Origin of the sequence: Nocardioides sp. Bht2 (genome assembly GCF_047308515.1) — a bacterium.
Taxonomy (GTDB): domain Bacteria; phylum Actinomycetota; class Actinomycetes; order Propionibacteriales; family Nocardioidaceae; genus Nocardioides.
The window spans coordinates 141830-167657 of the sequence record NZ_JBLBWI010000002.1 but is presented as its reverse complement, the minus strand read 5'-3'; the positions used below and the strand labels follow the sequence as shown (position 1 = coordinate 167657).

Genomic DNA, 25828 nt, shown 5'->3' with positions numbered 1-25828 from the left:
ATCGCTTCCTCACTTGACTGACGCGAGAGCGAACAGGTCGACCTTGCCGCTGTTCACGTCCGCCTGAGCCTGGGTCACCGCGGCGGTCATCTCGTCCTCACCGGTGCCAAGGCCCTTGCAGGCGGAGACGGCCGGCACCGGGTCGACGCCCAAGCGCCAGTTCCGGGTGACGCCGAGCTCCAGCTTGCCGTCGGCGAAGGCGTCCAGCATCGGTGCCAGGTAGTAGCCGGGCGCGAAGATGACTTCACCGATGAACGAACCCTCGGAGCCGCCACAGAGACCCTTCGGCGAACCCAGAACCGGGATCTTCGCCTCGTTGGCCTTCTTCGCGACCGCGAGCCCCGGCGCACCGAAGTAGGGATAGATCGCACCGATCCCCTGCGACACCTGGGCGTTGAAGCCCTCGACAGCCTTACCGACGTCGATCTGGTTGCCGGTGTAGGTCTCGATCACCTTGGCGTCGGGCACCTGGGTCAGCACGCCCGCCTTGAAGACCGCACCGATCGTGGTGTTGAACGGAGCGGCGATGCCGGAGAGGAATCCGGTCTTCTCGATGTCGTTCGCCTTCATGTACGCGCCCATCGCCACGCCGGCCACGTAGGCGTAGCTGAGGCCGACGTCGTAGGACTGGGTGAAGGTCTCGTCCTGCTCCGGCGAACCGTAGCCGCCCTGCAGGTAGAAGAACGTGTCCTTGCAGAGCGGGTTGGAGGCCGCGGTGACCGCCTGGGCCAGCTGCCCGTCGCCGATCACGATCATGTCGGCCTTCTGCCGACATAGGTTCTCGGCAGCGGTGACCGCCTGGGTCAACGGCACCATGCCCTGCACGGTGTACTTCCAGTCGTGCTGGTCCGCGGCGAAGGCCACGGCGTCCGCAACGCTCTGGTAGTACGTGCCGTCGTTGGTGTCGCCTGAAGTGATGACGCCGATCGACACTTTGCCGTCGCCGTTCTGGTCCGGCTGTCCCTTCGGAACCGCACCAGTACCGGCCCATTGGGGCGCGGTAGCCGTACCCGGCTCGCCGATCGTTGCACCGCGTGCAACAGCGAACGGGTCCGGACCATCGAAGCCCTTGTCGGACTCCGCTGATGACGACGAGCCACAGGCCGCCGTCGTAAGCAATGCTGCGGCCAGTCCAGCCGCGTAGAACTTCTTGATTCGCATGTGTATCCGCCCTCGATCCGTTCGAGTGTTTGACGTGATTTGCGGGTTCTACCGAGCAACTCCGAGTGCCTGTCGGCCGATCCCCGGACCGGCTCAGCATGCACCAGCCCGTATCGCAATGCAATACATCATCTTGACTTAGGAGATTCAACGGGTCGAAAATGTTCCTGTGAACCCCCTTGAGACGACCTCCGCAGTAGCAGCGCCAACGGGCGATCACCCCGGCACTTTCGTCGGTGGCGAATGGCTCGACCAAGGTCCTGCGTTCCCCTCGATCGATCCCGCTACCGGCGAGACCTACGGCCAGATCCAGGCCAGCACCGTCGACGACGTCGACCGTGCCGTCGCCGAGGCACGGAAGGCCGCGCGCCAGTGGGCGCGGACCTCCCCGTCCGAACGAGGAGCCATCCTCGGGCGCTGGGCCGGCCTGATCTTCCAGCACGCGCATCGACTTGCTGCGATCGAAGCCCGCAACGTCGGCAAGCCGCTCTCCGCAGGCCTGTTGAACGTCCACATCGCCGGATCGATCATGCAGTACACGGCCGGCGCCGCCGACAAACTCACCGGCGCGACGCTGCCGGTCCGCGATCCCGCCTACTTCGGCTTCACCCAGCGCGAGCCGCACGGCGTCTGCGCGATCGTGCTCCCCTGGAACGTGCCCGCCGTCCTCTGCGCCGCGAACCTCGCGCCCGCACTGGCAGCCGGCAACACCGTCATCCTCAAGCCGTCGGAAGTCGCTCCACTGGTCATCCACGCGCTGGTCGAGCTCGGCGTGGAGGCGGGTATTCCGCCCGGCGTGGTCAACGTTCTGACCGGCGTCGGCGCCGAACTCGGCTCCACCCTGGTCAGTCACCGCGGCGTGAACCACATCAGCTTCGTCGGTTCGGTGGCCACCGGGCGCCTGGTGATGCAGGCAGCTGCCCAGAACCTCACGCCGCTCAAGGTCGAACTCGGCGGCAAGTCGCCGAACATCGTCTTCGCCGACGCCGACCTCGACGTCGCGGTGCCCGCGATCGTCCGCTCGATCACCGAGAACGCCGGCCAGAACTGCAACGCCGGCTCGCGCCTGCTCGTGCACGCCGACGTCGCCGACGAGGTCCGCACCCGAGTGGTCGACTCGATGGCCGCGCTGCGGATCGGCGCCTGGCACGAGGACCTCGACATGGGGCCCCTGGTCAGCCAGCTCCAACACGACCGGGTCAGCCAGCTGATCGACTCCGCACTCGGCGACGGCGTCGACCTGCTGCTCGGCGGCAGCCGACCCGGCGGCCGCGACGAGGGCCACTTCCTCTCCCCCACGGTGCTGGCCGTCTCCGACCGCAACGCACCCATCGTGGCCCAGGAGATCTTCGGCCCGGTGCTCACCGTGGAGACCTTCACCGACGAGGCCGATGCCCTCGCCCTGGCCAACGGAACCGACTTCGGGCTCCTGGCCTGCCTCTGGACCAACGACGTCTCCCGAGCGCTGCGGATGTCGTCGGAGATCGGGGCCGGCCAGATCTCCGTCAACCAGTTCTCCGACGCCGGCGTGATCGGTCTGCCGTTCAACATGTACAAGCACAGCGGTTTCTCCTCCGGCAACGGCTACCGCGGCCTCTACGAGTTCACCCGCGAGAAGGCTGTCGCGATCAAGCTCCTGGGCTGAGCCCCAACCTGCGCCGATAGCCCGAACCTGCAGCAACTGCCGCAAGTTCGGGCTTTCGGCGATTGAGCCTGTCGAGATCAAGACCGCACTGCCAACGGTCTCGACAAGCTCGACCAACAGGCGAGCGGCGATAGTCACGACACGCCCAAGCCACCGGCGATCGAGCCTGTCGAGATCAAGACCGCGATAGCCGACACGCCCGGGCCACCGGCGATCGAGCCTGTCGAGATCAAGACCGCGATGGTCTCGACAAGCTCGACCAACAGGCGAGCCGCAATGGCCACGACACGCCCGGGCCACCGGCGATCGAGCCTGTCGAGATCAAGACCGCGATGGCCACGACACGTTCGGGCTATCGGCGATCGAGCCTGTCGAGATCGAGGCCCCACTGCCAATGGCCACGACAAGCTCGACCAACGGACTATCGGCCTGGGACTTTTGGGGACGCCGTACGGTCAAAGCCCCCACCCCCACGCAACTAGGACGTCACGCGGGGGTGGGGGCTTGCGGAAAGGTCAGCCGCAGCTGTGCGGGTTACTACCGCCGACGGCGGCCTCGACCTGCTCCAGGATCGGGCGGACCTCCTCGAACTTGGCCAGGCGGGCCGGCAGGGTGGTCCAGATCCGCTCGGCGATCTCGGCAGCCTCGGCCCGGATCGCCGACTCGTCGACCGTGGTCGCCTTGCGGTCCCGGAGCAGCGCCTTGCCGTCGACGTAGACGTCGCGGACGCTCATCCCCAGCTCGCCGTAGGCCAACTGCTGGCGCAGCTGCTCGGCGGGGGCGGGCCAGATCCAGCCCTTGTCGAGGACAGTGACGTCGCCACGCGCACCGGCGGCGAGGCGGCCGATGTCGGCACCCATCGCGGCAGCACCGTTGGTCCAGCACATGGAGAGCCCGTCCATCGCCGTCGGCCAGGTCTCCTGCGGGCCGTGCACCCGGTGCAGGATCGTGGAGAGCTTCAGCGTCTCGAACATGTTCTGGGTGTCGTTGCTGCTCGCGCCATCGGCGCCGATGGCGACCTTCGCCCCGGCCTTCAACAGCTTCGGGATCGGCGCCACGCCGGCACCCAGTTTGAGGTTGCTGGCCGGGTTGTGCACGGCCACCGCGTCGGTCTGGGCGAACAGGTCGATCTCGACGTCGTCCAACCAGATCGCGTGGGCGAACGACGCCCAGTCCTCCAGAGCGCCCATCTTGTCGAGGAACTCGACGGTCCGCATGCCGTAGCGGTGCTGTGCCATCTCGATCTGCGACGCCGCGGAGAGCAGGTGCGTCTGCAGCCGGACGCCGCGACTCTTCGCCAGCTCCACACTCGCCTCGAACAGCTCCGTGGAGCACCGCGGCAATGAGGAGGGGCCGAGGATCGCCTGGACCCTGGCGTCCCCGCCCGGCCAGCGGTCCACGAACCGGTTGGCTGCCGCGAGCACCTTGTCCGGGGTGTTGACCGGGGGCTTGCGCAGCGCCTCGCCACCCTCGACGAGGTGGATCGGGATCGAGGTGAAGAAGTCGAGGTCGGAGTACTGGATCGCGACGTTGGCGCGCATCCCCAGATCCACGTAGGCCTGCATGATCGCGTCCATGCCTTCGTCGACCCACTCCACGTCAGCACGCGAGCAGTCCAGCACCGCGGTAGCGCCGCTGCGGATCATCTCCAGGCCGCCCACCATCGCCGAGACGTAGAGGTCGCGCGGCGAGAGCCGAGCGCCGGCACCGCCGTAGCTGGCCAGGACCATCCAGGCGTCCAACGGCAGGGCGTCGCAGAGCCCCTTCTCGATGGTCTGGTTGGAGTGGGTGTGGGAGTTGATCAGGCCCGGGACCACGATGTCACCGGCAACGTCCACCTCCTCCACTCCGGGACCGGCGACCGCACCGGCCAGGAAGCGATCGCCCGCTCCGGGTCCGACATCGGTGATGGTGCCGTCGACGATCACGACATCGCCGATCTCCCCGCCGAGCTCGGTGTCCAGCAGTCTGCCGTTACGCACAATCAAGGTACTCATTTGCCCGTCCTCTTCTTCTCCCAGTCGGCCAGCTCGCGCTGGAACAGCACCTTCGCCTCGGCACCCGAGTGCTCTCCTGGCCCGCCATAGGGCGAGGCCTCCTCGTCGACCTGCGCGACCAGCACGGCGGGCGCCGGGCCGTCGAGCAGGTCGCGCACGGCAGCGGCCACCTCCTCGTCGCTGGCGTCAGCAGCCAGGTTCAGCGTCCGCGGCCAACCGGCGCCGGCCGCGATCGCGGCCAGGTCAGCCCGCGCCGCGCCGGCCAGCGGCTGACCGCCGCCGGTCTCGTAGCGGCCGTTGTTGAAGACCACCATCCGCAGGTTGTCCGGTGCCGCATCGGCGATCGCCAACAGCGACCCCAGGTTCATCACCAGGTCGCCGTCGCCCTCGAGCAGCACGAACTCCAGGTCCGGGCGGGCCAACGCAGCGCCCAGGGCGAGCCCCGGCGCCGCGCCCATCGGGTCAGAACCGTAGAAGGTGGGGTTGTCGCCACCGAAGTCACGCCAGGCCCGTCCCGCGGTGCCCAGGCTGGTGATCACCACATGTTCCGGCGCCGCGGCGGCGATCGCCTCCGCGAGGATCCGGCGCTTCATGCCGCGCTCCCGAGTAGGGCGTCACGGGAGCAGAGCAGCACCACCGGACGGCGTTGCAGCCAAGCCTGTTCACTGGCGCGTTCGAAGAGCCAGTCATCCTCGGGACCGTTCACGTGGTGCACGGTGAGCCCGATCGCCGCAGCGACGTCGGCGCTGACCTGCCCCTTGTACATCTGGTAGTAGAAGCCGTCGTTCGCCTCACCTCGGGCCGCGGCCACGATCACCAACGGCAACTGGTGGTGCAGTGCGAACGCAGCAAGCACATTGGCGCTGAGCAGCATGCCCGCGTTCTGACAGAGCACCGCCGCCCGCTTGCCCATCAGAGCTGCCCCGCCGGCCACCGCCATCGCATCGTCCTCACGGCTGACCCGGACATGGGTGATCGCGGGATCATCGATGACCTGATCGATCAACGGCGTCAGCCAGCTGTCCGGCAGGTATGCGGCGACTTCGACTCCACCAGCGCGGAGCCGGTCGGTGATCGCCCGAGCACGCTCACTCATGACCGGCCTCCAGCACCCGGCCGGTGACCCGCGCGGCCATACCGACGGCGGCGTCCAACTTCCAACGGTTTCCAGGCAAAGGATGTGCCTCCCATTCAAGTTCCTTGTCGAGCAGATGCGTGACCTCATCCGGGCTCGGGCGTCGTCCCACCACGCCGGAGTTGAGGTTCTCCGAGGTCCACGGCCGGGCGGACAGGCCGCCGAAGGTGTAGCGCGCCGAGGCCCAACCGCCCTCGGCGTCGGGCCGCACGACCAACGCCACCGAGACCAGGGCGAAGTCGCCCTCGGTCTGCTGCAGCTTGTCGAAGGCACCGACAACGCCGGCGACGTCGGCGGGCAGGACCACCGCCTCGATCACCTCGCCCACGCGCAGGTCGAGCTCCCCCGGCCCGGAGTAGAGCTCCGCGACGGTGACCTCGCGGGCCCCGCTGGGCGAGACCAACCGGATCCTCGCTTGAAGCGCGTCGAAGACGGTGGCCAGGTCGGACGGGGTGACCGCCTGACACCGGTGCGCCCCGATCACGGCATGGTGCAAGCGGTGATCGCCCTCGATCGCGTAACAGGGACAGCTGACGCCACCCCGCTTGTAGCAGTCGAAGTTGTTGCGGAAGAACCAGCACCGCTTCTCCTGCCCCAGGTTCCCGGCGACCGTGGCGACCTGCCGGATCTGGGCGGAGGCGATGGTGGCGACCGCGGTCGCCAGGATCGGCACCCGGCCCTCGGCCCAGTCGGCCAGTTCGGTCATGGTCACTGCCGCGCCGATCTCGGTGCGCCCACCGTCGATCTCCCGGATCTGGCGCATCGAGACGACCTTGCTGGTGCCGATCACGAACAGCGGAGCCTTCAGGCCCTGGTCCCGCTGTGCCATCAGGTCGGTGCCGCCACCGATCACCGCGACGTCGGCCGCAGGCTGCGCGGCGGCCTGAGCAACAAGGTCAGCGACAGTCTCGGGCAGCGTCACGCTGGCGATCTCGCGAGGCGCGACCCGGCGCGCCCAACGGACCCCGAACTGGTGCAGCAACCGGTGGATGCCCCACGGGTAGAGCCGGCGGAACGCCTCGATCTGCCACCGCGAAGGACGACGGGCGAGGTGGTGGCGCCGTGGCTGTTCGCCCGCCTTCTCCCGCAAGGCCGCCAGCACGACGTCGGGGCTCAACGGCAACGACCGGAACCGAATCCCGGTGGCGTCGTAGACAGCGTTCAGCAGGGCCGGCGCGGCTGGGATCAACGCGATCTCGCCGACGCTCTTGGCGTCGAACGGACCGGCGGGTTCCGGGCCCTCGATCAGCTCCACCTCGAAGACCGGAACCGTGGTGGAGCGCGGCATCGGGTAGTGCAGGTAGGAGGGGTTGACCACCTGACCGCCCTCCAGATGAAGGCTCTCCCCCAGCGCGGCTCCCAACCCCTGCAGGGCTCCGCCGATGATCTGGCCCTCCACCATGGCGGGGTTGATGGCGCGACCGATGTCATGGACCGCGGCGTACTTGACCACCTTGATCACCCCGGTGACCGGGTCGACCTCGACCTCCAGCGCATGCGCACCGTAGGCGTAGGTAGCGGAGATGTTGGGACGCTCGATCCCGGTCCAGTAGGGCTGCATCTTGGGCTCGACGTACTCGGTGTCGATCCGCAGCGAACCGCCCTCGGCCTCGGCTGCAGCGGCGACGAGCTCGCCGATCTTCACCCCGCCCGACGGCGAGGAGACGGTTCCGTCGGTGAGCGTGACGTCGACCGAGCCCAGGTGCTCAGCTCCCAGCTCCAGCAGGCGCGCGGCCATCGCCTCGGCACCTGTCCGGGCAGCCTGGCCGCCCATATGGGTGCCGCGGCTCGACCAGGCGCCCATGTCCGGCGGCGTCTGGTCCCAGTCGGTCATGATCACGCTGACCCGATCGAAGTCGACGTCGAGGACCTCGGCGACGATCTGGCCCAGGATGGTGCGCTGACCGGTCCCTGCGTCCGCACCACCGAAGCGGACGACGACGTCGCCGTTCTCCTTCACCTCGACCCCGCAGGCGCTGGTGTTGCCGCCCGGGTAGGCATACGAGCCGGAGGCGTGCATCCCCGACGAGACCCCGACCCCACGGAGCAGCCCATCTGCCTGTGGGCCTCGGACCGACGAGCGGCGGGTGTCCCATTCGATCTTCCCGCGGACGGCGGCCAGACATTCACGTAGTCGGTTGGAGCCGATCTGGGAGCCGGAGAGCTGCGTGGTGTCGGGCAGGCCGGAGTTCTGGATCCGGAACTCGATCGGGTCGACCCCGCACTGCTCGGCCAGTTCGTCCATCAGGGTCTCCAGCCCGATCGCCGTCTGCGGCTGGCCGTAGCCGCGGAACTGGCCGCCGGGCGTCAGGTTGGTGTCCACCAACCGCGCGTCCCAACGCACCGCGTCGGGGCGGTACATCGAGCCCAGCTGCTTGATCCCGGCCCGCATCACCGAAGGGCCGTAGTGGTTGTAGGCGCCGTTGTCGACGTCGACCTTGGCGTCCAGGAAGCACAACCGGCCCGCGGCATCCGCGTGGGCGCTGAGCGTGGTGGTGAAGGCGTGCCGGGGTTTCGTGAAGGCGAACTCCTCGGCGCGGGTCAGTTCGATCAGGACGGGCAGGCCGCACTGCATCGAGAGCCGGGCAGCCAGGGCCTCGTGCTCGCTGATCTTCGACTTGGAGCCGAAGCCACCACCGACCGAGACGTCGCGACAGACCACCTGGTCGACCTCCAGGCCGAAGAGCTGCGCCAGCTCGTGCACCACGAAGTGCGGCGCCTGCGAGGAGGTCCACATCTCCAGGCGGTTCTCGTGCCACCAGGCGACGGTCGTGTTCTGCTCCATGCAGACGTGGGTCGACTTGGGGTAGTGGAAGGTGCCACCGGCCCGGTAGCGGCTGTTGGCGTTGGCCAGCTTCACATCGCCCCAGGCGTCAGCGGTGGCGACGGCGACGTTGCCGCCGTGCTCCCGCTCGTGCAGTTGGGGCGCTCCGGGTCGCAGGGCGTCGGGGACGCTCAGTACCGGCTTCAGCCGGCGGTATCGGACCTTGATCGCAGCGATCCCGGCCTCAGCCGCCTGGACGGTGTCGGCGGCGACAGCCGCGACTTCGTGGCCGACGTAGAGGACCCGGTCCACCGCCATCGGCGGACGATCCGAGTAGGGCGCGCCGGAGTGTTCGTAGAGCCGTCCCGGCTCGAAGTCGGCGGCGGTGATCACGGCCCGCACCCCGGGCACCTTCCAAGCACCCGAGACGTCGATCGAGCGGATCCGCGCATGGGGCAACGGCGAACGGAGCACCTTGGCCACCAGAGTGTCGGCCGGAGCCTGATCGGCGGCGTATCGAGCCGTGCCGGTGGTTTTCTCGACCCAGTCCAACGGTCGTACGGACCGCCCGATCGCACTCATTGGTCCACCTCGTCGCGTCCCGTCGGGCAACCGGTACCGGCCGCCGAGCAGCGCTGTGCCGCCACGTCGCAGACGGCGTCGATGATCTGCCGATACCCGGTGCAGCGGCAGATGTTGCCGGCCATCGCCGCGATGATCTCCTCGCGGCTACGGGCCGGGTTCTCACGTAGGACGGCTTCGGCCCGGACCACCTGGCCCGGAGTACAGAACCCGCATTGGAAGCCGAGCCGGTCGGCGAACGCCTGACGCAGGTCGTCGGAGCCGGGCAGGCCGGCCGCCGTGGTCACCGGTTCGGTAACCAGGGCCGCCAGCATGGTGCAGCTCATCACTGCGGCGTCCCCGACCAGGACCGTGCAGGCACCACACTCGCCCCGGCGACAGGCCCCTTTCGGAGCCTCGTGGCCGGAGCCCCGGAGCACCTCGAGCAAGGTGGCTCCGGGACTCGGAACGGCAAGGGTGGCGCCGTCGGCCGTGATGGTGCCCTCGCTGCTAGCCATCGAGGGCGGCGGTCAACCCGTTCAGGTCGGTCACGACTCCGTGGAACCGCTCGATGCTCGCCAGGGTCGCGGCATGGGCGGCGTCGTCGGAGTCGGCGACGCAGTCGGCCGGCACCACGACGTCGAAGTCCCGGGCGTAGGCATCCCGGATCGTCGAGTCGACGCAGAAGCTGGTCGTCGTGCCGAGCACGACGAGCACCTGGACGTCGCGCATCCGGAGCTCACCTTCCAGCGTGGTCTGGAAGAACGCGCTGGAACGGTGCTTGACGACGACCTCGTCGCGATCCTCTTTGATCGCCTTCATCTCGTCGAGCAGCTCGGCGTCCCAGGTGCCTCGGCGGCACAGCTCCAGCTTCACGCCACGGCGCTCGAGGTGCGACGGGATCCGGCGGCGGCCGCGGGTGACGTCCTCGTTGTAGTGCACCTGCTGGGTGAACCACACCGGGATGTCGAGGCGGTGCGCCAGGTCGACGGCGCCGAGCACCGACGGGATGATCGCCCGCGGGTTCGCGACGGAGTCGGGGCCGAAGGCCTGACCGCGCGAGCCTTCGGGGTGGCAGAAGCCGTTCTGCATGTCGACCACCAGGACCCCCACATCACGGGGGTCGAGCTTCACATCAAGCGGCATGCCAGTTCCTCTCCTTGTTCTCGGGCTCGGGCTTGGTGACCACCTGGCCACTGCCTGGTTCGGCGAGCACTTCGCCGTCTCGGTAGATCACGTCACCGCGCCGCATGGTCAGCGTCGGCCAACCCCGCAGCGGGACGCCTTCGAAGGCGCTGACGAACTCGCTCTGGGTGACGTCGGGGCCGACGACCTTCTCGGTCTCCATGTCGACGATGACCAGATCCGCATCGGCACCGACCTGCAGAGCGCCCTTGCGTGGGGCCAGACCGAAGAGTCGCGCCGGGTTGTAGCACATCGTCTCGACGACCTTCTCGATCTCGATCCGCCCCTTGAGGACGCCCTCGGTCAGGACGACGGGGAGCATGGTGGCCAGACCGGCGAAACCGGGAGCCTCCTCCCAGATCCCCTTGCCAGACTTGGGAATCGGCACGTGGTCCGATCCGATCGTCGCGATCCAGCCTTCGCGCAGTCCACGCCAGAGCTCCGCCTGGTGCTCGGCGTTGCGCAGTGCCGGGGCGACCTTGCCGACGCCGGAGCCGGCAAGGCGGGCGTCGTCAGCGGTCAGGGCCAGGTAGTGCGGGCAGGTCTCCAGCACCACGACCCGGCCCTTACGGCGCGACTCGGCGGCGGCGTCGACCGCCATCCCCACGGTGGTGTGCGGAACGTAGAGCGGGCAGTCCTGGAGGTCGGCGAGCCAGATCGCGCGGAGCAGGTCCTGCTCCTCGACGAAGTCGGGCCGGGACGCCGAGTAGGCGGCCAGGTCGTTGCCGCCGGCCTCCTTCACCTTGTGGGTCAGGTGGCAGACCAACGAGTCGTCCTCGCAGTGCACCATCGTCCAGGCGTGCGGCCCGAGTTCGCGGATCTTCTCCATCGCCGCGTAGAGCACGGCGTCGTTGACGGAGACCAGCCCGATCGGGTTCCCCGGCTCGTAGCCACCCATGTAGAACTTGAAGCTGGTGACGCCGAACTCCTTGGCGATCCGCGGGATCTCCTCCACCTGCTCCATCGTGGAGATGATGAAGTGGAACTGGGTGTCGACCAGCATCCGGGTCTTGGCCAGCTCGAGTTCCGCAGGGAACGTGTCGAAGAAACTCGACGGGGAGCGACGGTACTGGAGCACCGTGGTCACCCCACCCACCGCCGCGCAGGCGGTCTCCGAAGCGAAGATCTCGCCCAGCGGCCGTCCGCCGCCGAGGTGTACGTGCGGGTCCACGATGCCGGGCAGCACGTACTTGCCGCCGGCGTCGATCCGCTGGTCCGCCTCGGGGAGCACGTCCTCGTCGGCGATCGCCACGATCCGGCCGTCCTTGACCGCGATCGCTGCGTCGGTGACCCCACTGGGGCTGACGATCCGTCCTCCGACGACGATGGTGTCCACGCGCATATCGCCTCCGCATCTCCGCTCTCGATGGAGCGATCCTGGCCTCACTGGACACACTGCGAGCGGCAACGGGTGGCTGTCGGCGCACACCCGGCGCACAGTGCGTCAGGGTTGTCATCCCTCCCCTTTCGGGAGTGATGCCGACCACACGATGCTAGGTTGATCGCGTCACCCTGGTCAATAGATTGTGAGATGACATCTTGCAATGCAAGATGCCTAATTCATCCCTCAGTGGTCGTGAACGTGCTCGTGGAGGTCGTCTCCACTGAGCAGCAGCTCATAGAGCCGCTGGTAGCGAGCGAGCACCGCCAGGTCCACCACGTCACGCCGCGGGTCGACCGCACTCCGCTCGCTCTGCGGGCCCACCCGGACGGTGTCGATGCCGTACTCACGCAGCACCACGCCGTCGGTCGATCCGGTCCACCCGACGATGTCGAGGGGCGCCTCGTCGAAGACGTGGGCCCAGGCATGCTCGGCGGCCTTGACGATCGGCGCCCGCTCCTCGGTCACCTGCGCGTCATGCAACCACTCCACCTCCACATGCGCCGAGCAACCCTCCAACGGCCCTCCGGCAAGAACTGCGTGCAACGTGGCGGTCAGCTCGGTCGCCAACCGGGAGCCACGCTCACCGGGCACCGTGATCACATAGAGATCGAGCAGGAGCTCGGCGGGCAGCAGGTCAGGCTTCTCGGTCCAACCGGCGCGGATCGCCCCGACTCCCGCCTGGGCGCCCACCCTGCCGAACGGCGCCCGGCTGGCCAGGTACCGCTCCCGCCAGGTCTCGACGGCGTCCAGCACCAGGCCGGCGTGACGCACGATCCCGCCGACCGGCACCGCCGTCGCCGGCAGCATCGCCACCCCGGGCCGACCGGTGATCCGGACCTTGAGGAAGGCCGCACCGGGCTCCTCGGTGATCAGCGCCGGCGGACCGCCCTTGGCCACGATCGCCGCCGGCGGCAGGCTCGGCGCCGAGGCCAGGTACGCCCGCACACCCTCGCCATGACCTCCGCGACGATGAGTACCACTGCCCGCGATCAGCAACGTGCCCTGCCGGGCGTTGGCGAAGGCGGCCACCGCTGCCGCCACCGGAGCCCGGGCCACACCGAGGCAGAATCCCTCGGCGACGCCATCGGTGACCACCAGCGGGCCGGGCGCGTCCTCGCGGCCGGTCACCTCGGGTGCGGCGCGTCCATCCCCGTCCAGGGAGGTGTCCAAGTGCGAGTAGAGCAGCGGCCCCGGACCGCACGTCGCCACCAGATTGGCGCCCTCGGCACCGTAGGGCTGGACCTTCCACTCGATCTCCGGCCATCGGGCCGAGCAGAACGCCGCCAGGCCCGTGGCCGCGAGAAGTTCGCGGCCACGGGGAGCTGGCGTCTGGTCGAGCACGCCCAGGAGCTCGACCAGGTCCTCGGTCAGAAACGACCCCAGTCGTCCGAGGCGGGACGCCAGACGTCGATGTTGCGGGGGTCGGCGGGCATCTTGCGCGCCCGGTGGGTCTCGTGCTCCTCCGGGGTGAAGACCCGGTGGCTGTCACAGAGCTCGAAGCGCGGACCGAACTTCGTGTCGTGCAGGTAGAACGCGATCGACGTCGACGCCGAGTGGTTCACGATGTCGGAGGCGATCGGCGCTCCCTTGTAGAGGGCCCGGGCGCGCATCCGCATCACGTGGTCGAGGCTCTTCATCGCGAAGCAGAGGTGCGCCACGTAGTGCTCGTCGTTCTTCTGGATCGCCAGGCTGTGGTGGTACCGGTCCTCGCAGCGCAGGAAGGTGGCCGACCCGACGATGTGGTCCGAGGCGATGAAGCCCAGGACGTCACCGTAGAAGGCGAGCATCTCTTCGTAGCGGGTGGTGGCGAGGAACGGGTGCACCAGGTCCAGCGGACGGATCTCGATCGACGGCGGCTCGGCGTACTCCTGGAAACCGGTGATCAGCTCCACGATCAGACCGTCGGGGTCCTTGACCGCGAATCCGTTGTCGCACAGGGCCGCCTGGCGCTCCTGGAGCGGAAGGACCTCGATCCCGGCCGCGACGACGCGGGCACGGATCTGCTCGAGCACCTCCTCGCTCTCCACGCTGAAACCGATCGCCGTGGTCCAGCCGTCCTCGCGCTCGGGGGCGCTGATCAGCTCGATCGCGTGGTGCTCGATGTCCGAACGCAGGTAGGCGTACTCGTCGGTGCGCTGCTCCAACTGCAGACCGACGTGGTACTCGAGGAAGTCGATGGTCGCCTGCATGTCCGGAACTTCGATCCGGGCGTACTCCATGCCGTACGGCCCGCGCGGGCGCTGGTTCTGCACGATCTGTCCTTCCCCTCCATCAGCGGCCGACGGCCGTGGCGTGTACTCGTAGGCGACGATCGACTGCTCGGCGATCACCGGCCTCCACTTCTCGCGCACGAACTGCTCGTGCGTGTCGCTGTTCAGGTAGCTGAGCAGCGCCTCTTCGTCCTCGAAATCGATCGACATCCCGTGACTCAGCCGCTGGTCGCGGCTGGACACGTTGGTACCCAACGACCAGTTCTGCATCTGTGGGTAGACGTCGGGGAAGGTCTTCAGCTCTGCGAGGATCGCTTCGCGGGCCGTCTCTGAGACGTCGCCCTTGAACGCGAACAGCAGGGTGTGTCGGATCATCTGCCGTCCTCCCCTCAGAGAATGAAGCTGAGTCGGGCGCCCAACTGCAACGCCTCGTGCACCAGCACGGTGCGCCGCAGCCGGAACTTGAAGCCGCCGTCGCCGGCCACCAGGACGTGCTCGTAGCGACCCATGTAGGAGTCGAAGTGCCCGTCGCGGGCCCGGGAGACGATGAAGTTGGCCGCCACGTTGAGCGTGCCCTCCTCCTCGCCGGGGCTGAGGCGCACGTTGGAGATCATCCGGTGGGTACGCGAGTGCGGGTTCTCGGCGTGCGCCTTGCGCGACTTGAGTCGCTTGACGCGCGCCTGGATCAGCTCCCAGTCGTCGTCCACGAAGGATCCGGCCCGGTGCAGCGACCATCCGGCGTAGTCCGTGGTGGGGATCTCATAGCGGGCCCCCTCCTCGAACAGAGCCAGCCAGCCGTCGTAGTCCCAGACGTCCAGAATGGCGGCCTCGGCGTAGAGGAAGTCCTCCACCTCGGGGCGGGTCACCGTGCTCAGGTCACGGCCGAGGTTCTGTGCGGTGGCGCTCACGGCATCTCACGTCCTTCCAGGAACGTCGCGGGGCGTTCGCCGGTGACCTCCAGGCCGGCGTCGAGCACCTGCTCCCAGTGCCGCCAGAAACCACGCATGGCGCCCTCATCGATGGAGCGCCCCTGGACGCCCTTGACCTCGTCGGTCAGGCCACGCGACATGTCGCTGTAGTCGAGGTCTCCGGCACCGCGAGTGGCCTCGATGCCACGCTGCACCGCCTCGTACGCCTCGATGTCGTCAGGAGTGGCCAGGCCACCGGGGCCGACGAAGCTGACCACGGTCTTCATCCGCAGGGCGGTGGACTCGGGGTCCTCCTCGCGCGGCACCAGCTGCCACGCCCGCACGTCGGTATGACCGGGGGCGACCGGCTCGAGCTGACGGATCGAGAGACCCTCGATGTCGAAGAGCAGCAGGTTGGGGAAGACGAAGAGGATGTGGCTCTCGTCGGCTACATAGTGGGCGCGCTTCTCGCCGAGCCGCTCCACCATCTCGGCACGGTGCGCCTCGGTGCGAGCCTTCTCGGCCTCGCCGAAACGGGGCTCCCAGATCATGCTGATCCGGCCGCCGTGTCCGGTGAGGACCAGCAGGGAGTGGCCGTTGCCGAGGTTGTAGGCGTACTGACCCTCGTCGGTGACCGCGAAACCGTTCTCGCGCAGGTAGCCCACGAAGGTGTTGTGGGTGGGGCTGAAGTGGTAGCCGTCCATGGCGTTCTCGACGGCCAGCTTCCAGTTGCCGCGGACGCTGTACTTCTGGATGCCCGGGAGCGTGGTGACGCCGCTGGCGTGCTGCTCCTCGATCATCGTCATGTAGTCGGCGGCCTCGCCCAGGTGCTCCAACAACGGCGGCACGTCGGCACTGAAGGAGACGAAGACGTAGCCTTCGTGGATCTCCATCCGCGCCACCGACCGCAGGTTCATGCTGCGGCGCATCTCTTCGACGTCCTGGTAGGCCTCGTCGTCGGGGATGGCGGCCACCGAGCCGTCGTTGTTGAACGTCCAGGCGTGGTAGAAGCACTGGAACCGGCGCTGACTGCCCTCGTTCTCCCGGCACAGCACCGTGCCGCGGTGCGGGCAGGAGTTCAGCCACACCCGGATCTCACCCTCGGTGTCGCGGCAGAAGATCAGCGGGCGACCGGCCAGGGTGCGCACCTTGAAGTCGTTCTTCTCGGGGATCTCGGTGACGTGGCCCAGGTAGAGCCAGGTCTTCAACCAGATGTTGACACGTTCCTTGGCGAACATCTCGGGAGAGCGATATGCCTCCCGGTTCACCCGGAACGTGAGACGCTCCCAGTCCTCGACGAGCATGGGGGCCACCCGTTCGGACGTTTCGCTTGCCATGCCGTTGCTCCTCATCACACGATTTGATGCGCCTGCTAGTAGCGCTATGCGATACGGCGTCTCGCATTGCGATGAATGCTTCCGTCAATCCGGATCCCTGTCAAGGGTTCACTGTGACTCCCCCCACAGCCTTGACAGCTGGTTCGGCCCTGTCTCATTCTGATCACGTATTACGAGATGGTCTCTTGCAATGTGAACCGAAGGAGTGGGTCGTGCCCTATGTGGTGACCGCCGCGTGCATCGACGTGATGGACAAGGCTTGTGTTGAGGAATGTCCGGTCGACTCCATCTACGAGGGCGATCGGATGCTCTACATCCAACCCGACGAGTGCGTGGAGTGCGCACGCTGCGAACCTGTCTGTCCGTCGGTCTCGATCTATCACCACGAGGACCTACCCCCCGAATCTCGCGACTACGAGCGGATCAACGCCGAGTTCTTCGCCGAGCTCGGCTCCCCCGGTGGCGCCCGCAAGGTCGGCCGCACCGGCACCGACCACCCGGACGTGCCATGACCAGCCCGACCACCCACCACGAGGTGGACCTGGCCATCGTCGGCGCCGGACCCTCCGGCCTCTACGCCACCTACTACGCCGGCTTCCGTGAGCTCTCGGTGGCCCTCATCGACGCCCTCCCCCAGGTCGGCGGCCAGGTGGCCGCGCTCTATCCCGAGAAGGCGATCCACGACGTCGCCGCGGTGCCGGGCATCCGCGGCCAGCAGATGATCGACGCCCTGGCCGAGCAGGCCGCCAGCGCCGATCCGGTGATGCTGCTGGGCCGCTCGGCCCTCACCTTGGTCGAGGACGACGAGTCGGTGACGCTGACCCTGGACACCGGCGAGACGGTGCGCGCGAAGGCGTTGCTGATCACCGCCGGCATCGGCAGCTTCACCCCACGGGAGCTGCCGGTCGGCTCGGAGTACCTCGACCGCGGCCTGCGCTACTTCGTGCCGCGGCTGGCCGAACTCGCCGACCAGGACGTGCTGGTCGTCGGCGGCGGCGACTCCGCCCTGGACTGGGCACTCGGACTCGAGCCGATCGCCCGCAGCGTCACCTTGGCCCACCGGCGTCCGCAGTTCCGGGCCCACGAGCGCAGCGTCGCCGATCTTGGCACCTCCTCTGTCGAGGTGCTGACCCCCTTCGAAGTGGTCGAGATCAACGGCGACGACGTGATCGAGGACGTCGTCGTGGAGTCGAAGGACGGCGAACGTCGCACTCTGAAGGTGCAGGCCGTGGTGGCCGCATTGGGATTCATCGCCGACCTCGGACCGATGGACGACTGGGGACTGGAGCAGCAGCGTCGCCGCATCCTGGTGGACCGCACCATGCGCACCAACCGGAAACGGGTCTTCGCTGCCGGTGACCTCGCGCATTACGAGGGGAAGGTACAGCTGATCTCCATCGGGTTCGGCGAAGCCGCCCTGGCCGTCAACCACATCACCGCCCTGGTCCGACCGGGTTCGGCACTCACTCCGGGCCACTCGTCCGACCAGTGATCTGCCCCTCCCGCTCGTCGTGACACACCCACGCGCGGTCGCCGCCCGTGCGATACTCCCGTGAGCACCCGTGCCGATTCGAGGTCAGATGAGTCCCAGCAAGAGTTCCAGCAATGAGCCTGGCGAGGCGGCAGCAACACCCACCATCCAGACGGTGGAACGCGCAGCCGCTGTTCTCGCTTCGTTCACGGTCACCAAGCCGTACCTGAGTCTCAACGAGCTCACCGCGTCGTTGGGCACCAGCAAGGCGACCGCCCACCGCTACACCAAGGCACTCCGCGCCGCCCATCTGCTGCGCTACGACGAGAGGGCCGCGCTCTACTCGCTCGGCCCCCAGGTGCTGACCCTCGCCGCGACGGCGCGAGCCGGCCTGCCGATCGTTGCGGCCGCCGAGCCGTACATGGAGTCGCTGTTGCACGAGGTCGACGAGACCGTCGTCCTCAGTGTCTGGGACGGCGAGACCCCGACGGTGGTGCGTTCGGTGGACAACACCGACCACATCATCCGGATCAGCGTCCGCGCCGGCGCGCGGCTGGATCTGGTCGACTCGGCGCAGGGGCGGGTCTTCTGCGCCTTCCTCCCGCCGGAGCAGATCCCGGGCCTGAAGGGGATCCTGCGCCGCTCCCCCGAGCTGGCCGAGGAGTTCGAGACGATCCGCAGCACGGGGTTGTCCTTGAACTCGCCCGACATCAACGGCGTGCGTACCATCGCCGCGCCGATCATGGAGGGTGGTTCGATCGTCGCCGCGATGGCGATCGTCGGCACCGCGGTCTCCGTCTCCGCCGACGTCGACAACCCGATGGCGGGCGCACTGCTGCGCACCACCCGGGAGCTCTCCCAGGGCCTCGGCGGCCCTAACTGACCGCTGACGGTCCGCCGGCGAGGAGGGCCTCGAAGCCCTCCTCGTCGAGGATAGTCAGACCGAGCTCGGCGGCCTTGTCGGCCTTCGACCCGGCGTTGTCGCCGACGACCACGAAGTCGGTCTTCTTCGAGACCGAGCCCGACGCCTTGCCGCCACGGACGATGATCGCTTCCTTGACCGAGTCGCGGGTGTAGTTCACCAGCGAGCCGGTGACCACCACGGTCAGGCCCTCCAACGTGCGCTCGATCCCTTCGTCGCGCTCGTCGGCCATCCGCACGCCCGACGCCGTCCACTTGTCGACGATCTCGCGGTGCCAGCCCGACTCCGGGCCGTCGAACCATTCACGCAGCGAGGTGGCGATCACGCCGCCCACTCCTTCGGTCGCCGCCAGGGCCTCGACGTCGGCCGCCCGGATCGCCTCCATCGAGCCGAAGGCGGTGGCGAGCGCACGGGCCGCGGACGGACCGACGTGGCGCACCGAGAGCGCGACCAGCACCCGCCAGAGCGGAACGTCCTTGCGGGTCTGGAGATTGGCCAACAACTTCTGGCCGTTCGCGGTCAGCTGTCGCCCCTCCTCCCCCTTCTTCGCGGCGCGGGTGAAGAGCGCGGTCTGGAGCAGGTCGTCCTCGGTGAGCGAGAAGATGTCGCCCTCGTCGCTCAGCACCCCGGCCTCCAGGAGTGCCGCAGCCGCTTCGCTACCCAGGCCTTCGATGTCGAACGCACCGCGCCCGGCGACGAAGAAGACCCGCTCCAACAACTGCGCCGGACAGGAGCGGTGGTTGGGGCAGCGGCGATCCTTGTCGCCCTCCTTCTGCTCCACCAACTCGGTGCCGCAGGAGGGGCAGTGCGTCGGCGCCTCCCACTCCGGCAGCCCCTCGGGTCGCAGATCCATCACTGCGCCGAGGATCTCCGGGATGACGTCGCCGGCCTTGCGCAGGATCACCGTGTCGCCGGGGCGGACATCCTTCCGCTTCACCTCGTAGAAGTTGTGCAGCGTGGCCCGCTCGACCGTGGATCCGGCCACCTTGGTCGGCTCCATCACGCCGAACGGGGTGACCCGCCCGGTCCGGCCGGTGTTGACCTCGATCGCCAAGAGCTTGGCGTTGACCTCTTCTGGTGGGTACTTGTACGCGATCGCCCACCGCGGGGCCCGACTCGTCGAGCCGAGCCGGCGCTGCAGGGTGACGTCGTCGACCTTGACCACGACCCCGTCGATCTCATGCTCGACGTCGTGCCGGTGCTCACCGTAGTACTCGATGAACTCCCGGACCTCGGCCAAGGAGGCCAGCACCTTGACCCGCTCGGAGGTGTGCAGACCCCAGGCCTGCAACGCCTGATAGGCCTGCGACTGCGACGCCGGCTCGAAGCCTTCGCGGAATCCGATGCCGTGACAGACCATGTCGAGCGCCCGGCTCGCGGTGATCTCCGCGTTCTTCTGACGCAACGAACCCGCTGCCGCGTTGCGCGGATTGGCGAAGACCGGCTTGCCGGCGTCGAGCTGCTGTTCGTTGAGCCGTTCGAAGGCCGCGACCGGAAGGTAGACCTCGCCGCGCACCTCCACTCGGGCCGGCACCGGGAACTCGGCGGTGGCGGCCAACTGGTGCGGGATCGAGGCGATCGTCTTCACGTTGGCGGTGACGTCCTCGCCGGTGGAACCGTCGCCGCGGGTGAGCGCCCGGACCAGGACGCCGTCCTCGTAGAGGATGTTGATCGCCAGGCCGTCGACCTTCAGCTCGCACAACAGTTCGGGGCGCTCGATCCCGTCACGGCCTAGCCGGGCGTACCAGGCATCGAGCTCGTCGTAGGAGAAGGCGTTGTCGAGGCTCTCCATCCGCTGCAGGTGGTCGAAGGAGGCGAACCCGGCAGCGACCACGCCACCGACCTTCTGAGTCGGCGAATCCGGGGTCCGCAGTTCGGGGAACTCCTCCTCCAGTGCTTCCAGCTCCCGCATCGCGGCGTCGAACTGCCCGTCGTCCATCGTCGGAGAATCGTCGCCGTAGTAGCGCTGACGCGCCTCCTCGATCCGCTGACTCAACTCCGCGTGCTGGCTACGAACCTCATCCGTCGCGGAGCGCACCTCGTCACTGCTCATGGCACTATCTTGCCGGTTGCCGCCGACAGCGGAACCGGTTGCCACCACTGACACAATCGCAGTGTGACCTCTGTCAGCCTGAACCGCCGCGACGTCGCGGGGCAACGCGCCCTGATCCTGATGCTCCACGGCGGCCAGGAGATCTCCCGCGATCCCGTCGAACAGTCCAGCGGACCCTGGCGACGGAGCCTGGTGATGCAGCACCAGATAACCCCCCAAGCCCATGCCGCCGGAGTCGGAACCTGGCTGCTCCGGTACCAGGAACGCGGCTGGAACGACGACGACGCGCCGTCCCCGGTACCGGACGCGCGCTGGGCACTCGATCAGGTTCGCCAGCAACTCGGCGAGCTCCCCGTCGTGCTGATCGGCCATTCGATGGGCGCTCGCACCTCGGTCCGGGTCGCCGACGACCCACTCGTCCAGGGCGTCGTGGCTCTCGCGCCGTGGCTCCCCGCCGAGGATCCCGTCACGCCCTTGGCCGGAAAGGTCCTGGCCGCCGCCCACGGAAGCACCGACAAGATCACGTCGGCGAAGGCGACCGCGCGCTTCGTCGATCGGGCCAGAACCGCAGGTGCGAAGGCCGGGTTCCACGACATGGGGCCGGTCGGCCACTACATGCTGCGTCGGGTCCGCGCCTGGAACAGGTTCGCGATCAGCCGCGCGCTGGAGATGGTCCCGACCTAAAGCGGATACGTCTGGTCCAGTCGCGGGCCTGCGCAAAGGGATCCAGATAGCACATGTTCCGCAAGCGCCGGTGACTCAGCGGGAAAAATTTGGCCTTCAGGCATTTCTAAACTTTGTTCATCTTCTGCCGATGGTGACGGCGACCGTCCACGTGTAGCTCGGAACACATCCACCCGGACGCCCGCTGTCCGCCTCCGAGGAGACCCCCGTTGCACCCGATCCGAACCATCGCCCGCGGCCTGGCCCTGACCCTGGCCGCCAGCGGTGCCGTCGCCGCACTTGCCACCAGCCCTACTGCCCAGGCGGCCGAAGCGCCGGGCGCCACCGGAACCAACATCGTCGAGAACTTCGACACCGTGCCGGCTCCCGGTTGGACGACCACCAACAACAGCACCCCGGTCGGCTCGATCTCGTGGTTCCAGGGAACCGCCACCGACGCCACACCGACGCCTGGCCCGTTCAACTCGCATGAGGGCGCGAACAACGCCTACATCGGCGCGAACTTCAACTCGACGGGCAGCACCGGAACTATCAGCAACTGGCTGATCACCCCGATGATCACCGGCCTCAGTGCTGGCGACACCTGGTCGTTCTACACCCGGAAGCCCACGGTCGGCGGCGGCCAGACCGACTACCCGGACCGCCTCGAGGTCCGACTGGCCAAGGGCGGCTCCTGCAACCCCGGCACCGGCGCAGCCTCGGTCGGCGACTTCACCACGCTCCTGGTCTCGGTCAACCCCACCCTGGTCGCCAACGTCTACCCGCAGTCCTGGACCCAGTACTCGGGTGTCATCCCTCAGGGTGCTCCTACCAGCGGCTGCCTGGCATTCCGCTACTTCGTGACCGGCGCCGGCTCGCTCGGCAGCAACAGCGACTACATCGGCATCGACACCTTCCGCTACACCCACGGCGAGGACCCCGTCGTCCCCGACACCACGATCACCGAGTTCACCGGCGCTCCCGGTGCCACCGTCAGCGCGAGCTTCACGGGCTCTCCCGACTACGCGATCTCCGGCTACGAGTGCCGACTCGACGGCGCCACGTGGGCAGCCTGCACCAGCCCCGTCACGTACCCCGATCTCGCCGAAGGGCCACACGAGTTCGCGGTCCGCGCCAAGGCCTACAGCGGGAACGTCGACACAAGTCCCGCCGTCCGGACGTTCACGGTCGACACCATCGCACCGAGCGCCGTCATCGACAGCGCACCTGTCGGCACGATCACCACGACCGAGGCATCTGTCTCCTTCTCCAGTGACGACGTGGACGCCACCTACGAGTGTCGTCTCGACGATGGTGGCTGGGAGGAGTGCGCCAGTCCGGCCAGCTTCACCGGCCTCCCCGACGGCGACCACACGATCGCGGTGCGCGCCACCGACACGGCGGGCAACCTCGGAGCCGCGGACAGCACCAGCTTCTCCGTGGACGTGACCGCACCCGAGCCGAGCATCACCCAGGCCCCGCTCAGCCCCAGCACCGATGGCAGCGCCACCCTCGAGTTCTCCAGTGACGACGAGGACGCCACCTACGAATGTCGCCTCGACGACGGCGACTGGGCCACCTGCACCAGCCCGGCCACCTTCACCGACCTCCCCGACGGCGACCACACCATCTCCATCCGCGCCACCGACCGCCACGGCAACACCAGCACCGCAACCAGCACCACCTTCACCGTCGAACGCCCCGTCGTCACCCCGACCGGACCGAAGCTGACCAAGATCAGGCTCACCGCACCCAAGAAGGTCCGCAGCACCAAGAAGTTCAAGGCCACCCTCACCGGCCTCGTCCCCGGCGCCAAGGTCACCGTCCGCTGGGCCGGAAAGACCAAACGGATCACCGTGCCCGCCGGTAGGACGAAACTGACCGTCACCCTCAAGGCCCCCAAGGTCAAGAAGAACAAGAAGGTGAAGCTCACCGCCACGGCCACGGCAAACGGCAAGAAGCTCACCGCCACCAAGAAGGTCAAGGTCCGCGCCAAGCGCTGACCAGACCTGGCACACCCGGCTGTGCGCCGCTCGGAAACCTCGAGCGGCGCACAGCTGATTTTTCAGCCAGCGACCGCACGCCCTCTCCGGCAAGGATCCCGAGAATTAGGGGTTGCTGCTCCGGCCCGCCTCGCCCTACCCTGTATGAAACGAAACCGTTTCGTTCTAATCAGAGCAGGAGCCATGTCACCCGCACCCGGTCAGTTCAGCAAGGCCCCTGCCACCCGTCCTCGGGTCGAGGGCGATCGGGAGCAGGAGATCCTGACCGCGACCCTGCAGGTGCTGGTCGACGTCGGCTACGACCGACTCACCATGGACGCCGTCGCCCAAGCCGCGAAGGCCTCCAAGGCGACGCTCTACCGACGCTGGGAGAGCAAGGCCACCCTGGTCATCGACGCGCTGTTGGCACAGAAGGGTGTCGAGCACTTCGAACCCGCCGACACCGGCAGTCTGCGCGGCGACCTGCTGGCGATGTTCTGTGGCTTCGGCGGTATCACCGACGAGCGGCCGATCGCCCTGCTGGCCGGCGTCCTCACCGCGATCCACCGCGACCAGGAGCTGGGCAGCCAGTTCCGCGAGCGGTTCATCGGCCCCAAGATCGCCGCCTCACACATCATCTACGAGCGAGCCCAAGCCCGCGGCGAGCTCCACGACGACATCGACCTCGACCTACTGGCGCCTGCTCTGGCCGGCATCGTCCTGCATCGCGTCTACCTCCTGGGCGACCGGCCCACTCCCGACCTGGTCGCCGCCGTCGTCGACCAGATCATCCTTCCCGCAGCACTGAAGCAACCTCGACAGGAACCCTGATGACCGAGAACCCCACCACCGAGCGGTCCAGCGCCGAGGGCACCCGCCTCGGCTGGGCCCTCGTACTGATCTGCGTGGCCCAACTGATGGTCGTGCTGGACGGCACCATCGCCAACATCGCCCTCCCCTACATCGGCGAGGACCTCCACTTCAGCGACTCCAGCCTGCAGTGGATCGTCACCGGCTACGCCCTCACCTTCGGCGGCATGCTGCTCCTGGGTGGCCGGCTCGGTGACCTGTACGGACGTCGGCTGATCTTCACCGTCGGCCTCACGGTCTTCGCCCTCGCGTCCCTGCTCGGCGGGGTCGCGGCCAACGAGGCGATGCTGCTCGGCTCCCGAGGCCTCCAGGGCCTCGGCGCAGCGATGGCCGCACCGTCCGCGCTGGCACTGATCACCACGACCTTCCCGGCCGGCCCCCAGCGCGGCCGGGCCTTCGCCGTCTACGCCGCGATGTCCGGCGTGGGTGCAGCCACCGGTCTGATCCTCGGCGGTTGGCTCACCGGCTCCGGCTTCGACGCCTTCGGCACCCACATCGACGGCTGGCGGTTGACCTTCCTGATCAACGTGCCGATCGGTGCCGCCGCGGCGCTGCTCGCCCCGCGGATCCTCAAGGAGTCCGAGCGGCACACCGGCTGGCTCGACGTCCCGGGCGCGGTCACCGCTACCTCGGGTCTGCTCGCCATCGTCTATGGTCTCTCCCGCGCCAGCGAGCCGGCCCACGGGTGGAGCGACACCTGGACCCGGACCAGCCTTGTCGTCGGTGTCCTGCTGCTGGTCGCCTTCGTCCTGATCGAACGTCGCCAGGAGCACCCGCTGCTGCCGTTCCGGGTGCTGGCCAACCGGACCCGCGCGACCAGTTTCGCCGCGATGTTCCTGCTGCCCTCGGCGATGTTCGCGATGTTCTTCTTCCTCAGCCTCTTCGTGCAGAACGTGATGGGCTACACGCCGATCAAGGCCGGTCTCGCCTTCCTGCCGTTCGCCTTCGCCATGGTCTTCGCCGCCGCCACCGCCTCGACCCTGGTGAACCGGATCGACCCGCGCTTCATCGCCGGCTCCGGCACCCTGCTGGCTGCTTTCTCGCTCTTCATGTTCTCCCGGATCGAGGTCAACGACGACGCCGGTCACCTCGCCAACGTCGCAGCAAGCGGTGGCACCCTCGGGGACGACGTGAACTACTGGACGTCGATCTTCCCGTGGGTGATCACCATGGCGCTGGGCATGGGTGCCACCTTCGTCACCGTCACCCTGACCGCGGTTCACCACCTCCGCGCCGAAGACTCCGGCATCGGCTCCGGCGTGCTCAACACCGTGCAGCAGGTGGGCGGCGCCCTGGGGCTCGCGGCGCTGAGCACGGTGGCGTTCCACGTCCGCAACGACTGGACGCCGAGCGGCGATGTCGGCGTCGGCGGGAACCTCGACCCCGCCATGCAGGAGCGGATGGGCCAGGTCTTCGGCCTCGCCGCCTTCACCGACGGCGCCACCACAGCGTTCCTCGTCGGCGCCGGGATGGCACTGGTCGGCTCCGTGATCATCTGGCTCTTCCTCAGCGTGAAGCACCAGGAACTCGCTGCCGACGGCCCGCCGGTGGCTGGCGGCCACTGAGCCCCACCGGTCCGC

General features: G+C 68.2%; 21 protein-coding genes. 8 read left to right on the top strand and 13 right to left on the bottom strand.

Features of this window, described 5'->3' with window-relative positions; genetic code table 11:
• Nucleotides 1-9 precede the first annotated feature (9 nt).
• Complete coding sequence (locus ACLM5J_RS05975) at nucleotides 10-1161, bottom strand: BMP family ABC transporter substrate-binding protein (RefSeq protein WP_413655152.1); 1152 nt, start codon at nucleotides 1159-1161, stop codon at nucleotides 10-12.
• 169 nt (nucleotides 1162-1330) lie between these two features.
• Here ACLM5J_RS05975 and ACLM5J_RS05970 point away from each other — a divergent pair, with 169 nt between their 5' ends.
• Nucleotides 1331-2806 carry an aldehyde dehydrogenase family protein gene (locus ACLM5J_RS05970; protein ID WP_413655151.1) on the top strand — a complete coding sequence of 492 codons (1476 nt, stop codon included), beginning with the start codon at nucleotides 1331-1333 and terminating at the stop codon, nucleotides 2804-2806.
• Nucleotides 2807-3321: 515 nt separating this feature from the next.
• Here ACLM5J_RS05970 and ACLM5J_RS05965 read toward each other — a convergent pair.
• The 11 genes from ACLM5J_RS05965 to ACLM5J_RS05915 all read right to left on the bottom strand — a co-directional run bounded on the left by ACLM5J_RS05965 (nucleotide 3322) and on the right by ACLM5J_RS05915 (nucleotide 16287).
• The gene (locus tag ACLM5J_RS05965; protein WP_413655150.1) at nucleotides 3322-4803 is read right to left on the bottom strand and encodes an amidohydrolase family protein; all 1482 of its coding nucleotides are present in this window, start codon (nucleotides 4801-4803) and stop codon (nucleotides 3322-3324) included.
• Complete coding sequence (locus ACLM5J_RS05960) at nucleotides 4800-5396, bottom strand: thiamine pyrophosphate-dependent enzyme (protein ID WP_413655149.1); 597 nt, start codon at nucleotides 5394-5396, stop codon at nucleotides 4800-4802. The genes ACLM5J_RS05965 and ACLM5J_RS05960 overlap by 4 nt, the downstream gene beginning before the upstream one ends.
• Nucleotides 5393-5899, bottom strand: coding sequence for a thiamine pyrophosphate-binding protein (locus ACLM5J_RS05955; protein WP_413655148.1), 507 nt, complete (start codon nucleotides 5897-5899; stop codon nucleotides 5393-5395). Before ACLM5J_RS05955 ends, ACLM5J_RS05960 begins: the two co-directional genes overlap by 4 nt.
• Nucleotides 5892-9284 carry a molybdopterin cofactor-binding domain-containing protein gene (locus ACLM5J_RS05950; RefSeq protein WP_413655147.1) on the bottom strand — a complete coding sequence of 1131 codons (3393 nt, stop codon included), beginning with the start codon at nucleotides 9282-9284 and terminating at the stop codon, nucleotides 5892-5894. Before ACLM5J_RS05950 ends, ACLM5J_RS05955 begins: the two co-directional genes overlap by 8 nt.
• Nucleotides 9281-9781 carry a (2Fe-2S)-binding protein gene (locus tag ACLM5J_RS05945; protein WP_413655146.1) on the bottom strand — a complete coding sequence of 167 codons (501 nt, stop codon included), beginning with the start codon at nucleotides 9779-9781 and terminating at the stop codon, nucleotides 9281-9283. Before ACLM5J_RS05945 ends, ACLM5J_RS05950 begins: the two co-directional genes overlap by 4 nt.
• Nucleotides 9774-10409 carry a cysteine hydrolase family protein gene (locus ACLM5J_RS05940; protein ID WP_413655145.1) on the bottom strand — a complete coding sequence of 212 codons (636 nt, stop codon included), beginning with the start codon at nucleotides 10407-10409 and terminating at the stop codon, nucleotides 9774-9776. Before ACLM5J_RS05940 ends, ACLM5J_RS05945 begins: the two co-directional genes overlap by 8 nt.
• Nucleotides 10399-11790, bottom strand: coding sequence for a dihydroorotase (locus tag ACLM5J_RS05935; RefSeq protein WP_413655144.1), 1392 nt, complete (start codon nucleotides 11788-11790; stop codon nucleotides 10399-10401). The genes ACLM5J_RS05940 and ACLM5J_RS05935 overlap by 11 nt, the downstream gene beginning before the upstream one ends.
• Before the next feature lie 225 nt (nucleotides 11791-12015).
• Nucleotides 12016-13173, bottom strand: coding sequence for a hypothetical protein (locus ACLM5J_RS05930; RefSeq protein WP_413655143.1), 1158 nt, complete (start codon nucleotides 13171-13173; stop codon nucleotides 12016-12018).
• A gap of 26 nt (nucleotides 13174-13199) precedes the next feature.
• Nucleotides 13200-14417, bottom strand: a complete 1218-nt coding sequence (locus tag ACLM5J_RS05925) for a Dabb family protein (RefSeq protein WP_413655142.1) — start codon at nucleotides 14415-14417, stop codon at nucleotides 13200-13202.
• 14 nt (nucleotides 14418-14431) lie between these two features.
• Complete coding sequence (locus ACLM5J_RS05920) at nucleotides 14432-14950, bottom strand: aromatic-ring-hydroxylating dioxygenase subunit beta (protein WP_413655141.1); 519 nt, start codon at nucleotides 14948-14950, stop codon at nucleotides 14432-14434.
• The gene (locus ACLM5J_RS05915) at nucleotides 14947-16287 is read right to left on the bottom strand and encodes an aromatic ring-hydroxylating oxygenase subunit alpha (protein ID WP_413655140.1); all 1341 of its coding nucleotides are present in this window, start codon (nucleotides 16285-16287) and stop codon (nucleotides 14947-14949) included. Before ACLM5J_RS05915 ends, ACLM5J_RS05920 begins: the two co-directional genes overlap by 4 nt.
• A 212-nt stretch (nucleotides 16288-16499) precedes the next feature.
• Between ACLM5J_RS05915 and fdxA the strand changes: the two genes are divergently transcribed.
• The 3 genes from fdxA (at nucleotide 16500) to ACLM5J_RS05900 (ending at nucleotide 18641) form a co-directional block, all read left to right on the top strand.
• Nucleotides 16500-16799 carry a ferredoxin gene (gene fdxA, locus ACLM5J_RS05910; RefSeq protein WP_413655139.1) on the top strand — a complete coding sequence of 100 codons (300 nt, stop codon included), beginning with the start codon at nucleotides 16500-16502 and terminating at the stop codon, nucleotides 16797-16799.
• Complete coding sequence (locus tag ACLM5J_RS05905) at nucleotides 16796-17779, top strand: NAD(P)/FAD-dependent oxidoreductase (protein WP_413655138.1); 984 nt, start codon at nucleotides 16796-16798, stop codon at nucleotides 17777-17779. Before fdxA ends, ACLM5J_RS05905 begins: the two co-directional genes overlap by 4 nt.
• A gap of 88 nt (nucleotides 17780-17867) precedes the next feature.
• Nucleotides 17868-18641 (top strand): IclR family transcriptional regulator, encoded by a 774-nt coding sequence (locus ACLM5J_RS05900; RefSeq protein WP_413655137.1) that lies wholly within the window; start codon nucleotides 17868-17870, stop codon nucleotides 18639-18641.
• On the opposite strand, the gene ligA is transcribed toward ACLM5J_RS05900, so the two are convergent.
• The gene (gene ligA / locus ACLM5J_RS05895) at nucleotides 18634-20733 is read right to left on the bottom strand and encodes an NAD-dependent DNA ligase LigA (RefSeq protein WP_413655136.1); all 2100 of its coding nucleotides are present in this window, start codon (nucleotides 20731-20733) and stop codon (nucleotides 18634-18636) included. The genes ACLM5J_RS05900 and ligA overlap by 8 nt on opposite strands.
• 63 nt (nucleotides 20734-20796) lie before the next feature.
• On the opposite strand from ligA, the gene ACLM5J_RS05890 reads away from it, so the two are divergent.
• The 4 genes from ACLM5J_RS05890 to ACLM5J_RS05875 all read left to right on the top strand — a co-directional run bounded on the left by ACLM5J_RS05890 (nucleotide 20797) and on the right by ACLM5J_RS05875 (nucleotide 25813).
• Entirely contained in the window at nucleotides 20797-21417 is a 621-nt protein-coding gene (locus ACLM5J_RS05890; RefSeq protein ID WP_413655135.1) for an alpha/beta hydrolase, read from the top strand.
• A gap of 209 nt (nucleotides 21418-21626) precedes the next feature.
• The gene (locus ACLM5J_RS05885; protein WP_413655134.1) at nucleotides 21627-23399 is read left to right on the top strand and encodes a choice-of-anchor J domain-containing protein; all 1773 of its coding nucleotides are present in this window, start codon (nucleotides 21627-21629) and stop codon (nucleotides 23397-23399) included.
• Nucleotides 23400-23582: 183 nt separating this feature from the next.
• Nucleotides 23583-24209, top strand: a complete 627-nt coding sequence (locus tag ACLM5J_RS05880; RefSeq protein ID WP_413655133.1) for a TetR/AcrR family transcriptional regulator — start codon at nucleotides 23583-23585, stop codon at nucleotides 24207-24209.
• Nucleotides 24209-25813, top strand: a complete 1605-nt coding sequence (locus ACLM5J_RS05875; RefSeq protein ID WP_413655132.1) for an MFS transporter — start codon at nucleotides 24209-24211, stop codon at nucleotides 25811-25813. The genes ACLM5J_RS05880 and ACLM5J_RS05875 overlap by 1 nt, the downstream gene beginning before the upstream one ends.
• Nucleotides 25814-25828: the final 15 nt, after the last annotated feature.

Excerpts from the sequence above, each read along its gene's own strand:
- ACLM5J_RS05975 (WP_413655152.1), bottom strand. The coding sequence starts at position 1,161 with ATGCGAATCAAGAAGTTCTACGCGGCTGGACTGGCCGCAGCATTGCTT.
- ACLM5J_RS05965 (WP_413655150.1), bottom strand. The coding sequence starts at position 4,803 with ATGAGTACCTTGATTGTGCGTAACGGCAGACTGCTGGACACCGAGCTC.
- ACLM5J_RS05960 (WP_413655149.1), bottom strand. The coding sequence starts at position 5,396 with ATGAAGCGCCGGATCCTCGCGGAGGCGATCGCCGCCGCGGCGCCGGAA.
- ACLM5J_RS05955 (WP_413655148.1), bottom strand. The coding sequence starts at position 5,899 with ATGAGTGAGCGTGCTCGGGCGATCACCGACCGGCTCCGCGCTGGTGGA.
- ACLM5J_RS05950 (WP_413655147.1), bottom strand. The coding sequence starts at position 9,284 with ATGAGTGCGATCGGGCGGTCCGTACGACCGTTGGACTGGGTCGAGAAA.
- ACLM5J_RS05945 (WP_413655146.1), bottom strand. The coding sequence starts at position 9,781 with ATGGCTAGCAGCGAGGGCACCATCACGGCCGACGGCGCCACCCTTGCC.
- ACLM5J_RS05940 (WP_413655145.1), bottom strand. The coding sequence starts at position 10,409 with ATGCCGCTTGATGTGAAGCTCGACCCCCGTGATGTGGGGGTCCTGGTG.
- ACLM5J_RS05935 (WP_413655144.1), bottom strand. The coding sequence starts at position 11,790 with ATGCGCGTGGACACCATCGTCGTCGGAGGACGGATCGTCAGCCCCAGT.
- ACLM5J_RS05925 (WP_413655142.1), bottom strand. The coding sequence starts at position 14,417 with ATGATCCGACACACCCTGCTGTTCGCGTTCAAGGGCGACGTCTCAGAG.
- ACLM5J_RS05915 (WP_413655140.1), bottom strand. The coding sequence starts at position 16,287 with ATGGCAAGCGAAACGTCCGAACGGGTGGCCCCCATGCTCGTCGAGGAC.
- ACLM5J_RS05905 (WP_413655138.1), top strand. The coding sequence starts at position 16,796 with ATGACCAGCCCGACCACCCACCACGAGGTGGACCTGGCCATCGTCGGC.
- ACLM5J_RS05900 (WP_413655137.1), top strand. The coding sequence starts at position 17,868 with ATGAGTCCCAGCAAGAGTTCCAGCAATGAGCCTGGCGAGGCGGCAGCA.
- ligA (WP_413655136.1), bottom strand. The coding sequence starts at position 20,733 with ATGAGCAGTGACGAGGTGCGCTCCGCGACGGATGAGGTTCGTAGCCAG.
- ACLM5J_RS05880 (WP_413655133.1), top strand. The coding sequence starts at position 23,583 with ATGTCACCCGCACCCGGTCAGTTCAGCAAGGCCCCTGCCACCCGTCCT.
- ACLM5J_RS05875 (WP_413655132.1), top strand. The coding sequence starts at position 24,209 with ATGACCGAGAACCCCACCACCGAGCGGTCCAGCGCCGAGGGCACCCGC.